Source organism: Streptomyces sp. NPDC030021 (assembly GCF_055574035.1).
Window position 1 is genome coordinate 1 of the sequence record NZ_JBVIAH010000010.1, and the last position, 11,923, is coordinate 11,923.

Sequence of the window (11,923 nt, forward strand, 5' to 3'; positions counted from 1 at the left end):
CCGACTCTATCAGACTCTTTCGTGTCCGACTTCCTCGGCGCTTTCCAGGTTTTCGCTTTCGCGCTTTCCCTTTCCGGCGGTTCCGACTCTATCAGAAGTTCTCCACCGGATTTCCCGGCTTCGGATTCCTGAATGAGGAGTCGGCTGTACCCCACTGGAATTCAATTCCTCTTGGGGCGAGAGAGAGTTTAAACCATCGCTGCCGAACTTGTCCAGTTCGAGGCAACCGTTCTAATCTACCTCCCCGCGCGCTCCGTGTCAACGGTCTTCGCGGGACGACGAGGAGACTAGCAGCTCAACAGGCTCGTACGCACATCAGGCCGCGGTCGGGAGGGTCGCCGTCTGGTCGGCCTCCTCCACGTCGCCCACGTCGCCGGCGCGGGCGGCCCTGCCGCCCAGGATGAAGACGTAGAGCAGGAAGGCGACCTCGGCTGCGACACCGATCGTGATGCGGGCCCAGGTGGGGAGGCCCGACGGGGTCACGAAGCCCTCGATCAGACCCGAGACGAAGAGGACCACCGCGAGGCCGATGGCCATGCCGAGGGCGGTGCGGCCCTGTTCCGCGAGGGCCGCGCGGCGGGTGCGGGGGCCCGGGTCGATGACCGTCCAGCCCAGGCGCAGGCCCATGCCCGCGGCCACGAAGACCGCCGTCAGTTCGAGCAGGCCGTGCGGAAGGATCAGGCCCAGGAAGACGTCGAGGCGGCCGGCGGAGGCCATCAGGCCGAGGCCGACGCCGAGGTTGGCCATGTTCAGGAAGAGGATCCAGAGCACCGGTATCCCCAGGAACGCGCCCAGGACCAGGCAGATCGCCGCCGCCTGGGCGTTGTTCGTCCAGACCTGGGCGGCGAAGGAGCCCGCCGGGTGGCTGGAGTAGTACGTCTCGTACTGGCCGCCCGGCTGCGTGAGCGCCTTCAGGTCCTCGGGTGCCGCGATGGCGCCCTGGACCTCCGGGTGCGTGGCTATCCACCAGCCGATGAGCACGCCGAGCGCCGTGGAGAGCAGGGCCGTCGGTATCCACCAGCGGCGGCTGCGGTAGACCGCGGCCGGGAAGCCCGCCGTGAAGAAGAGGGCGGCGTCGCGCCAGCCGGCCCGGCGGGTGCCCGTCACCGTGGCGCGGGCGCGGGCGACCAGCTGGGTCAGCCGGCCGGTGAGCATCGGGTCCGGGGCGCTGGACTGGATCTGGGAGAGGTGGGTGGAGGTGCGCTGGTAGAGGGCGACGAGTTCGTCGGCCTCGTCGCCGGTGAGCTTGCGGCCGCGGCCCAGGAGCTGCTCCAGGCGCTCCCACTCCGCACGGTGTGCGGTCACGAAGACGTCGAGATCCATCCGGTTTGCCGCTCCCCTGTCCCAGGTCCCCTGGCCACTGCCTATTCCTAGTGTGGTCAGCTTGGCAGACTGGAGGCCGTAGGGGCGGGGGGCAGGTCACATGAGAGGTGCTGTGGTGAGCGATCTGGTGACGGGGGACGCTGTCGTCCTGGGGCTCCGGCCCGCGCGGCTGCCGAGCCGCGGGCTGGCGATCCTCCTGGACCTGGCCGTGTACGTCACCGGATACGTGCTCATCTCCGTCGGGCTGACCATGGCCACGGCCTCGCTGGACGAGGCCGCCAGGGCGGCCGTGGCGGTGGCGGCCTTCCTGCTGTTCCTGGTGGGCGTGCCGATCGCGGTGGAAACGCTGTCCCACGGGCGTTCGCTCGGCAAGCTCGCCTGCGGGCTGCGCGTCGTACGGGACGACGGCGGGCCGATCCGGTTCCGGCACGCTCTGGTGCGAGGGGCCATGGGGATCGTGGAGCTGATCCTGACCTTCGGGTCGATCGCGTGCATCGCCTCGCTGGTGTCGGCGCGGGGACGGCGGCTCGGGGACGTGTTCGCGGGGACGCTGGTGGTCCGGGAGCGGGTGCCGGGGACCCGGGTGATGCCGGTGCCTCCGCCGCCGCCGTGGCTGGCCGGGCGGTTCACCGGACTGGATCTGTCGGCGGTGCCGGACGGGCTGTGGCTGGCGATACGCCAGTACCTGACGCGGATGAACCAGCTGGATCCGCAGGTGGGCGCCGCGATGGCGGTGCGGCTGGCGGACGATCTGGTGGCGCGTACGGGGGCGCCGCCGCCGGCCGGGGTGCCGGCCGCCGCGTTCCTGATGGCTGTGGTGCACGAACGGCAGTCGCGGGACGCCGCACGGGCGTTCCGGCCGGCCGCCGCCGGTCCTGGTTCCGGGTTCGCAGCCGGGCCCGCACCCGCGCACGTACCGGGGCGGGTGCCGGTGCCGGTTGTGGCGCCGGTCCCCTACGTGGCTCCCGCGCCCGTGGCGCCCGCCGAGGCTCCGCGCGCCGGCGGGTTCGCGCCGCCCGCCTGAGGGATCACTGTTCCTCGAAGGCCGAGGGCGGTGTCTCCAGGTGTTCGAGTTCGATGCCGGGGGCCGAGAGGACCACGTCCCCGGCGATGTGGATCGTGTGGACCTCGCCCGTGTCCAGGGCGCTGACCTGGTACTCGTCCACCAGCAGCGGGCCGCTGTCCGTGGGGTGTTCCTGGCGGGCGACGAGGGCCCAGGCCTGGTCGACCGTACGCGGTGCCAGTACCGGATCGGTGAGGGCCAGGAGCCGGACACGGGTGGCGGGGGCACCGGGGGCCAGGCGCAGCAGGCGGGCCGTCGCGATGAGGAAGGCCGGGGAGGTTCCGGTGAAGCCGGGGGCGGCGATGTTGCCCTCGGTGGCCTCGGTGCCGGTGGGGTCGGTCCGGACCCAGGTGACGCCGTCGATGGCGGCGCCGCGCACCTGCCAGCTCGCGGCGTTGACCTCCATGCGGATGGGGCGGCCCAGCTCGTCGATCGCCAGGTCGACGGAACCGCGGTGGTCCCCGTCGGGGCCGGTGAGCTGGGAGACGTAGCGCCAGCCGGAGGGCCCGGGGGCGCAGTGGAAGTGCTCCTCGCCGAGCGGGGTGTGGTCGTGCGGGTCGTGGAGCGAGTAGCGGCCGCGGGGCATGGTGCGCACTCTTCTCGGGGTCGAGGGATACGGGGCAGGCCCCCGGCACGGGTGCCGGGGGCCTGCTTCAGGTACGTCCGCGGTTGATCAGTTGGTGATCAGTAGCGGTAGTGGTCCGGCTTGTAGGGGCCCTCGGCCTTGACGCCGATGTACGCGGCCTGCTCCGGGCGCAGGGTGGTGAGGCGGACGCCGAGGGCGTCGAGGTGGAGGCGGGCGACCTTCTCGTCGAGGTGCTTCGGGAGCACGTAGACCTCGGTCGGGTACTCCTCCGGCTTGGTGAAGAGCTCGATCTGGGCCAGGGTCTGGTCCGCGAAGGAGTTCGACATCACGAAGGACGGGTGGCCGGTCGCGTTGCCGAGGTTCAGCAGGCGGCCCTCGGAGAGGACGATGAGGACCTTGCCGTCGGGGAACTTCCAGGTGTGGACCTGGGGCTTGACCTCGTCCTTGACGATGCCTTCGACCTTCGCGAGGCCGGCCATGTCGATCTCGTTGTCGAAGTGGCCGATGTTGCCCACGATGGCCTGGTGCTTCATCTTGGCCATGTCGGAGGCCATGATGATGTCCTTGTTGCCCGTGGTCGTGATGAAGATGTCGGCCGTCTCGACGACGTCGTCGAGGGTGGCGACCTGGTATCCGTCCATCGCCGCCTGCAGCGCGCAGATCGGGTCGATCTCGGTGACGATGACGCGGGCGCCCTGGCCGCGGAGGGACTCGGCGCAGCCCTTGCCGACGTCGCCGTAGCCGAAGACGACCGCGACCTTGCCGCCGATGAGGACGTCGGTGGCGCGGTTGATGCCGTCGATCAGGGAGTGGCGGCAGCCGTACTTGTTGTCGAACTTCGACTTGGTGACGGCGTCGTTCACGTTGATCGCCGGGAACAGCAGGGTGCCCTCGGACATCATCTCGTAGAGGCGGTGGACACCGGTGGTGGTCTCCTCCGTCACGCCGCGGATCTCGGACGCGAGCTGGGTCCACTTCTGGGGGGACTCACCGAGGGTGCGGTTGAGCAGGGTGAGGATGTGGGCGTACTCCTCGGAGTCCGCCGTCGACGGGTCCGGGGCCGAGCCGGCCTTCTCGAACTCGACGCCCTTGTGGACGAGGAGGGTGGCGTCACCACCGTCGTCGAGGATCATGTTCGGGCCGCCGGTGGGGGTGTTCGGCCAGGTCAGCGCCTGCTCCGTGCACCACCAGTACTCCTCCAGCGTCTCGCCCTTCCAGGCGAAGACGGGGACGCCCTGCGGGTTCTCCGGGGTGCCGTTCGGGCCCACCGCGATGGCGGCGGCCGCGTGGTCCTGGGTGGAGAAGATGTTGCAGGAGGCCCAGCGGACATCGGCGCCGAGGGCGACGAGGGTCTCGATGAGTACGGCGGTCTGCACGGTCATGTGCAGCGAGCCGGTGATGCGGGCGCCGGCCAGGGGCTGCGCCTGCGCGTACTCGGCGCGGATCGACATCAGACCCGGCATCTCGTGCTCGGCCAGGGTGATCTCCTTGCGGCCGAACGCGGCAAGGGAGAGGTCTGCGACCTTGAAGTCCATGGGTGCTGCTCCTCATGGTTCGAGAGGGTGGGTACGGCTGGGCCGTGCGCCGTCCTGGGGACGGGACACCGAGCACAGTCCGTCGGGGGTCCTCTCTCCCCTCGGCCGGTCGCAGGGACCGCCCGACCCGCCATCAGCAGCGACGCCTGACACTGGGCACGAATCTACACCGATCGGCGGAGTCTGCCCCAGTCAGCCGGAGAACTGGCCACGTCTTTCCTCCGGGCGCCCCGACGGGGCCCCTCACGTGGTGTGACACCCCGTCGGGGGGCCCGGCGCGACCGGCCCGTACAGTTCGGCCGCACGTCGGATCGAGCACAGCAGGGGCGGGAGCATGGGAATGCAGGGACGGGTGGCGGGACGTCGGCTAGGGGTGACATCGGTCGCGCTGCTGGTGCTGGGTGCGCTTCTGAGCTGTACCGGGGGTCTGGGCGGGTACTTCTTCATGCCGACGAAGGTCGTGCCGGGGGGGCACATGAGGCCGACCCTCGCAACGGAATCGTCGGCGGCCTTCAACCTGTTGGCCATCAAGGTGAACCGCGGCGACGTGGTGCTCTTCGACTCCGCGGCCTGGGGTGAGCAGCACCAGTCCGTGGAACGGGTGGTCGCGGTGGGCGGCGACCACATCGCCTACACGCCCGGGGACCGGACGCTGACCTTGAACGGGAAGCCGCTGGACGAGCCGTACGTCCTGAACGGCGATCCGGTGGCGGGGTCGCCCGCGTTCGATGTGAAGGTGCCCGAGGGCCGGCTGTTCGTGCTGGGCGACAACCGCGGCAACTCCGCCGACTCCCGCTTCCGGTTCGAGTCTTCGGAGAGCGGAACCGTGCCCCTGTCGGACGTGAACGGCACGATGGTCGACGAGGGCGATCCGCTGCTCGTCGGCCTGCGGTCCGCGGCACTCGTCGGCCTCGCGGTGCTGTGCGCCGGTGCGCTGTTCGGCGCCGTCTCGCTGCGGCTTCGCCGCCGGGCGGCGGCGACCGCGGTGCACCCGGCGTACGCGGGGCTGGTGCCGCCGCCGGGGGCCTGAAGGCCCCGGCCACGCCCGAAGGCCCCCGCGGGCTGCTGCTCGCGGGGGCCTTCGGGCGTTCACGGCCACTTGGCTACTTGGCGGCTTCGGGGCGGTAGATGTCCGGCTCCAGGTAGATCACCCGGGCGATCGGGACGGCCTCGCGGATGCGGGCCTCGGCGGCGTTGATCGCGTCGGCCACCTGGGTCGCGGTGTCGTTGCCCTCGACGGCGATCTTGGCGGCGACCAGCAGTTCCTCCGGGCCGAGGTGCAGGGTCCGCATGTGGATGACGCGGGTGACGACGTCCCCGTCGACGAGCGCGGTCTTGATCTTCTCGATCTCTTCGATGCCGGCGGCCTCGCCGAGCAGCAGGGACTTGGTCTCCGCGGCCAGGATGATCGCGATCACGATGAGCAGGACGCCGATGCACAGGGTGCCGATGCCGTCCCAGACGCCGTTGCCGGTCAGCAGGGCGAGACCGACGCCGCCGAGGGCAAGCACCAGGCCGACGAGCGCACCGAGGTCCTCCAGGAGGACGACGGGCAGCTCGGGGGCCTTGGCCCGCCGGACGAACTGGATCCAGGTCTGCTTGCCGCGGATCTCGTTCGACTCCTTGATCGCGGTACGGAAGGAGAAGGACTCGGCGATGATCGCGAAGACGAGGACGCCGACCGGCCAGTACCAGGCCTCGATCGGGTGCGGGTGGTTGATCTTCTCGATGCCCTCGTAGATGGCGAACATGCCACCGACGGTGAAGAGCACGATGGAGACCAGGAAGGCGTAGATGTAGCGCTCGCGCCCGTACCCGAAGGGGTGCTGCGGCGTCGCCTCGCGCTGGGCCTTCTTGCCGCCGAGGAGCAGCAGACCCTGGTTTCCGGAGTCGGCCAGCGAGTGGACGCTTTCCGCGAGCATCGACGAGGAGCCGCTGAAGAGGAATGCCACGAATTTGGCTACAGCGATGGCGAGGTTGGCGGCGAGTGCCGCCACGATCGCCTTGGTACCGCCCGACGCGCTCATGGGTGCAGGGTGTCCTTCCTAGCCACTGACTACCGGCCGCACATTGTTGCAGCCGGTGGGAGGGACGCTACGTCAGACCACCACGGTGGCACGGAAGATCGTCCCGCTTCCGGTCAGTTCGACCTTTTCGCCCGCCGGTACGAAGACCGACTCGCCAGGGGTCAGGGCCAGTTCGCCGGCCTGCGGGGAGCCGGCCGTGCAGAGCAGGATCTGCGGGGTGTCGTGCGGGAGCACGCGGGAGGCGCCGCCGGGCGCGAGGAGGAAGCGGGAGAGCCGGAACTCGTCGATGGGGGTCTCGTAGACCTCCTCGCCGTCGCCCTCGGGGCGCAGCAGGTTCGGGTCGCCCGGCTCGAACTTCGCGATCTTCAGCAGCTCGGGCACGTCCACGTGTTTGGGGGTGAGCCCGGCACGCAGCACGTTGTCCGAGTTGGCCAGCAGCTCGACGCCGAGGCCGTCGATGTAGGCGTGCGGGACGCCGGCGCCGAGGAACATCGCCTCGCCGGGCTGGAGTCGGACGTGGTTGAGGAGCATCGCCGCGATGACTCCCGGGTCGCCCGGGAAGTGGTGGACCAGCGTGGCGTACGGGGTGTACCGGCCGCCGAGGCGTGTGACGGCCGCGGCGACCTCGTGCAGGGTGTGGGCCATCTCGGCGCGGTCCGCGGTGAGTACGGCCGTCAGCATCTCGCGCAGGGCGGCCTCTTCGGGGTGCGCGCGCAGCAGGTCGACGTACGGCTTGAGGCTGTCCACGTCCAGGCCCGCGAGGAGGTCGGCGGCCTCCAGCGGCGGGCGGAAGCCGCACAGCCCGTCGAACGCGGTGAGCGCGCAGATCATTTCGGGCTTGTGGTTGGGGTCCTTGTAGTTGCGGTGGTCCGCGTCGATCGGGACCCCGCGGCGCTCCTCGTCCTCGAAGCCCGCCCGGGCCTGGAGCAGGTCGGGGTGGACCTGGAGGGAAAGCGGGGCGCCGGCGGCGAGGATCTTGAACAGGAAGGGCAGCCGGGGACCGAACTTGGCGACGGTGGCAGCGCCCAGCTCGCCTTCGGGATCGGCGGCGATGACGTCCGAGAGCGCCCGCTCGCCCGCTCCCCGGTCGATGCGGGAGGGGGCGCCCGGGTGGGCTCCCATCCACATCTCGGCCTGGGGCTCACCGGTGGATTCGACACCGAGGAGCGTGGGGATGGCCGTGGTGGATCCCCAGGCGTAGGGGCGGATCGTGTTCGTCAGGCGGTCCATCGTCGTCTTCCTGGATAGAGCTGGGTACTTCAGTGCCTCAGCTGTGTCCCCTGGAAGCCAACGCCAGGTAGGCGGTGGCGAAATCCGTGACGGCGAGGAGTTCGGCGAGCTGCTCCAGTTCGACGCCCTCCTCCGGTTCGAGCTCGCTGACCGCCGTGTCGTGGCTGTGGGCGAGCTCGCGTGCGGCGGGGGCGGCGGTGAGGCCACCGGTCGGCCGGTCACGCAGCAGGACGATGCGGGCGCGAAGGGCCTGGGGCTCTTCGACCCGGTCACGGAAGAAGTCGTCGGGGTCGGCGCCGGCGGCGAAGGATCCGGCGAGCAGGACGCCGTGGGCGGGCAGTGCCTCGGGAAGCACGGCGGCCAGTGCGGGGCGGCCGGCGAGTTCGGCGAGGGTGGCGGCGAACCGGCGGCCCGCGGGGGCGGCGCCGGTGCCCTCGCTCCAGATGAGCGGGAGGGAGTCGGCCAGCTCGGCGGCGAGGGTCTTGGCCGGGTTGGAGTAGGTGGCGATGGCGGGCCCGCAGCGTTCGGCCGTACGGTCGAGCCGGTCGGCGACGAGCTGCAGGGTCTCGGGGGCGGCGGTGATCAGGCCGACCTTGTCGAGGAGCAGCAGCAGCGGAGTCAGCAGGGCCCACAGGGCGCCGGGTCCGGCCGCGGCGGACTCGTCGTACTCCTGGTACGGGGCCTTGGCCATCGGTACGAGCAGCCCGTGCGCGCCGTCCACCGCCTCGCTCAGCGGTGAGCGCTCGGGGGCGACGGCGACGACGGCGCAGCCGCGCCGGTACGCCTGCTCGGCGAGGACGGCGAGCCCGGGCTCGGTGCCGTCGGTGGTGGCGAGGAGCAGCAGGTCGACGGGTCCGGCCCAGCCGGGCAGGGCCCAGCGCAGCGCGCCGGCCGCGTGGGCAACGCCGGTGGGATCCAGCCGGATGACGGGCGCGGAGGCTCCGGCGAGGGCGCCGAGCAGGTCGGCGACGCCGGTGGCGGCGGTGCCGGACCCGGCGATCAGGACGGAGCGCGGGCGGCCGTCGGGGCGCAGCTCGGCGAGACCGGCCTCGCTCGCGTGCCGGGCGGCGGTACGGACTCTGGCTCCGGCCTCGGCCGCACCGCGGAGCAGGCCCCGGCGGTCGACGCGGGCGAGATCGTCCGGTGCGTCGAGGAGCGACTCGTCGAGCATGGCGGCCTCCGGCGGTGTTGACGGATCCAGGGTGGCGGAATCGGTCTCAGCGTCTGCGTGTGCCTGTGCGGCGTTGCAGGGATCAGGCGGGGCGGCGGGCCTCGTCCACGAGGAGCACGGGGATGCCGTCACGGACCGGGTACGCGAGGCCGCAGTCCTGGCCGGTGCAGATGAGCTCGGGGGCCGTCTCGTCGGCCGACTTGTCCTCAAGGGGCGAGTGGCAGGCGGGGCAGGCGAGGATCTGCAGGAGGCCGGCTTCGAGCGGCATGGGGCGTTTCCCTTCGGGCATGTGGGTGGGGCGAGGTCAGCGTACCGCCGAGTTCGTGGCGGTGCGGTGTCGTGGGGGCGGGTTGGGCCCCGGGGGCTGCGCCCCCGGGGAACCCGGCTCCGCCGGGCACCGGGCTCCGCCCGGACCCTCCCCCAGCTACCGCTGGGAGGTGCCCCCTGCTCAAACGCCGGCGGGGGCTGGATGGGGCCGAGCCCGGCTCCCGGGTGCCGCCCGGACCGGCGCCTCACACGCCGGCGAGGCTGGGTTTGGCGGAGCCCGGCTCCCGGGTGCCGGGCTCCGCAGCGCCTCAGGCGCGGATGAGTGTGAGGGCCTCGTCGCGGACCTTGGCCAGGGTGGCCTCGTCACGCGCCTCCACGTTCAGCCGCAGCAAGGGCTCGGTGTTCGAGGCACGGACGTTGAACCACCAGCCCTCACCCGTCACCGTCAGACCGTCCAGCTCGTCCAGCTCGACACCCTCACGCGCACCGAAGGTCTCCTTCACCGCCGCCAGACGGGCCGCCTGGTCCGCGACCGTCGAGTTGATCTCCCCCGAACCCGCATAACGGTCGTAAGAAGCCACCAGCTCCGACAGCGGACCATCCTGCCCACCCAGCGCCGCCAGCACATGCAGCGCCGCCAGCATGCCCGTGTCCGCGTTCCAGAAATCCTTGAAGTAGTAGTGCGCCGAGTGCTCACCACCGAAGATCGCACCCGTCTTCGCCATCTCCTCCTTGATGAAGGAGTGACCGACGCGGGTGCGGACCGGGGTGCCGCCGTTCTCCCGGACGACCTCGGGGACGGACCACGAGGTGATCAGGTTGTGGATCACCGTGCCCGAACCACCGTTGCGCGCCAGCTCACGCGCCGCGACCAGCGCCGTGATCGCCGACGGGGACACACCCACACCCCGCTCGTCCACGATGAAGCAGCGGTCCGCGTCACCGTCGAACGCGATACCCAGATCCGCGCCCTCCGCCAGCACCCGCGCCTGCAGATCCACGATGTTCTTCGGGTCGAGGGGATTCGCCTCGTGGTTGGGGAACGTCCCGTCCAGCTCGAAATACATCGGGACCACATCAAGAGGCAGGCCCTCGAAGACGGTGGGGACCGTGTGACCGCCCATGCCGTTGCCCGCATCGACGACGACCTTCAGCGGGCGGATCGACGCCAGGTCCACCAGACCCTTCAAGTGCGCCGCGTAACCGGGAAGGGAGTCCAGCTCCGTGACCGAGCCCGCCACCGTGCCCGACGGAACCGCCGGGGCACCCTCGTCCGACCACTTCTCCACCAGAGCCCGGATCTGCGACAGACCCGTGTCCTGACCCACCGGAGCCGCACCCGCACGGCACAGCTTGATCCCGTTGTACTTGGCCGGATTGTGGGAGGCCGTGAACATCGCACCCGGCAGACCCAGCGACCCCGACGCGTAATACAGCTGATCCGTCGAGCACAGACCGATCAGCGTCACATCCACCCCACGGGCGGCCGCGCCGCGGGCGAAGGCGGCGGACAGGCCCGGGGAGGACGGCCGCATGTCATGGCCGATCACGATCGCCGTGGCGGAAGTGACCTCGACGAACGCGGCACCGAACAACTCGGCCAGGGACTCGTCCCACTCGTCCGGCACGACGCCACGCACGTCATACGCCTTGACGATGTTCGAAAGATCTGCGGCCACTGCCTGCCCTCCTGAAGGTCCTGTGCGGTTCAGCAAAACCTACCCTGAACCAGGAGCAGCTCTTCAGGCCACCGGAGCGTCAGGAATCGGGCGATCTCAGGACGCGCAGATGTCCACGACGGGTCTCGCCGGTGGACGGGCCGCCCTGGCCGGGGCCGCCGGCCTCGGCCGTGCGACCGGGCGGGCGGGCGGCTTCGCGGACGGCGTTGGCGAGGGCTTCGAGGTCGTCGCCGCTGGGGCGGGACGGCCCGGAGCCGTCGGACAGGCGCACGACGTCCCAGCCCCGTGGGGCGGTCAGGCGCTCCGAGTGCTCGGCGCACAGGTCGTAGCAGTGGGGTTCGGCGTAGGTGGCGAGCGGGCCGAGAACTGCGGTCGAATCGGCGTAGACGTACGTCAGTGTCGCGACGGCAGGGCGGCCGCACGCGGTGCGCGAACAGCGACGTACAAGGCTCACGACGTTGGACGGTACCGCACTCTTGACCGGGCCGCGACGACTCCACCGCCGCTCACTCCCCCGTGTCGTGCTCGGAGCTACCCTGCGGGGGTGACCGACACCCCTCTTCCTCCCTGCCCCGCCGAGCCCCCCACGGGGACCCGAGCCGAGCCGCGCCCGCGTCGGCGGGACCGGCACGGGCGGGGGATGCGCGGTCCGGTGGCCCCTCCTCAGGTGCCGCTGTCGGCGAGCCGGTCGGAGCTGTTCGGGGACCTCGTACGGGACTCCGTGGAGCGGCTGGAGCGGCGCTGGCCGCAGCTGGCTGAGGTGGAGTTCCTGATCGGTGACGTGCCCGGGCCGCCGGGCGGTCCGGACGGCGGCTGGAACGACGAGGCCGTGCCGCTGGGCGCGGTGTCGGAGTCGCGCGAGGGGCGGCCCGCCCGGATCGTGGTCTTCCGGCGGCCGGTGGAGATCCGTACGAAGACGCGCGACGAGAAGGCGATGCTGATCCACGAGATCGTGGTGGAGCAGGTGGCGGAGCTGCTGGGGCTCTCGCCGGAGACGGTGGACCCCCGGTACGGCCAGGACTGAGTCGGTCCTGCTGCCGCG

The 11,923-nt window shown here is 71.2% G+C and carries 12 protein-coding genes; 3 read left to right on the forward strand and 9 right to left on the reverse strand.

The genetic code is table 11. The annotated features are described in order from the left end of the window. Positions 1–315 precede the first annotated feature (315 nt). Positions 316–1,323 (reverse strand): stage II sporulation protein M, encoded by a 1,008-nt coding sequence (locus ACZ4YL_RS20655; protein ID WP_382550974.1) that lies wholly within the window; start codon positions 1,321–1,323, stop codon positions 316–318. Positions 1,324–1,438: 115 nt separating this feature from the next. On the opposite strand from ACZ4YL_RS20655, the gene ACZ4YL_RS20660 reads away from it, so the two are divergent. Continuing rightward, a complete protein-coding gene (locus ACZ4YL_RS20660; RefSeq protein WP_468118213.1) occupies positions 1,439–2,347 on the forward strand; it encodes an RDD family protein in 909 nt (302 codons plus the stop codon). A gap of 4 nt (positions 2,348–2,351) precedes the next feature. Here ACZ4YL_RS20660 and ACZ4YL_RS20665 read toward each other — a convergent pair whose 3' ends face one another. Beyond that, complete coding sequence (locus ACZ4YL_RS20665; protein WP_468118215.1) at positions 2,352–2,972, reverse strand: hypothetical protein; 621 nt, start codon at positions 2,970–2,972, stop codon at positions 2,352–2,354. Positions 2,973–3,070: 98 nt separating this feature from the next. Next, on the reverse strand, positions 3,071–4,507 hold the full coding sequence (ahcY, locus tag ACZ4YL_RS20670) for an adenosylhomocysteinase (protein WP_468118217.1): 1,437 nt from the start codon (positions 4,505–4,507) through the stop codon (positions 3,071–3,073). A 373-nt stretch (positions 4,508–4,880) separates the two neighbouring features. On the opposite strand from ahcY, the gene lepB reads away from it, so the two are divergent. Further along, complete coding sequence (gene lepB, locus ACZ4YL_RS20675) at positions 4,881–5,537, forward strand: signal peptidase I (RefSeq protein WP_468118219.1); 657 nt, start codon at positions 4,881–4,883, stop codon at positions 5,535–5,537. A 73-nt stretch (positions 5,538–5,610) separates the two neighbouring features. Here the strand turns inward: lepB and ACZ4YL_RS20680 are convergent, their stop codons facing one another. From ACZ4YL_RS20680 to ACZ4YL_RS20705, 6 genes are all read right to left on the reverse strand, one after another. Beyond that, the gene (locus ACZ4YL_RS20680) at positions 5,611–6,534 is read right to left on the reverse strand and encodes a cation diffusion facilitator family transporter (RefSeq protein WP_468118220.1); all 924 of its coding nucleotides are present in this window, start codon (positions 6,532–6,534) and stop codon (positions 5,611–5,613) included. 72 nt (positions 6,535–6,606) lie between these two features. Then, positions 6,607–7,764, reverse strand: a complete 1,158-nt coding sequence (manA, locus tag ACZ4YL_RS20685; protein WP_468118222.1) for a mannose-6-phosphate isomerase, class I — start codon at positions 7,762–7,764, stop codon at positions 6,607–6,609. Positions 7,765–7,801: 37 nt separating this feature from the next. Further along, the gene (locus ACZ4YL_RS20690) at positions 7,802–8,935 is read right to left on the reverse strand and encodes an SIS domain-containing protein (protein ID WP_468118224.1); all 1,134 of its coding nucleotides are present in this window, start codon (positions 8,933–8,935) and stop codon (positions 7,802–7,804) included. Positions 8,936–9,017: 82 nt separating this feature from the next. Continuing rightward, positions 9,018–9,203, reverse strand: coding sequence for a Trm112 family protein (locus ACZ4YL_RS20695; protein WP_030015246.1), 186 nt, complete (start codon positions 9,201–9,203; stop codon positions 9,018–9,020). Between the two features lie 307 nt (positions 9,204–9,510). After that, the gene (locus ACZ4YL_RS20700) at positions 9,511–10,881 is read right to left on the reverse strand and encodes a phosphomannomutase/phosphoglucomutase (RefSeq protein ID WP_468118225.1); all 1,371 of its coding nucleotides are present in this window, start codon (positions 10,879–10,881) and stop codon (positions 9,511–9,513) included. A gap of 79 nt (positions 10,882–10,960) precedes the next feature. Next, the gene (locus tag ACZ4YL_RS20705) at positions 10,961–11,335 is read right to left on the reverse strand and encodes a DUF3499 domain-containing protein (protein WP_266595834.1); all 375 of its coding nucleotides are present in this window, start codon (positions 11,333–11,335) and stop codon (positions 10,961–10,963) included. 90 nt (positions 11,336–11,425) lie between these two features. On the opposite strand from ACZ4YL_RS20705, the gene ACZ4YL_RS20710 reads away from it, so the two are divergent. Next, complete coding sequence (locus tag ACZ4YL_RS20710; RefSeq protein ID WP_468118226.1) at positions 11,426–11,905, forward strand: metallopeptidase family protein; 480 nt, start codon at positions 11,426–11,428, stop codon at positions 11,903–11,905. The last annotated feature ends 18 nt before the right edge of the window (positions 11,906–11,923 follow it).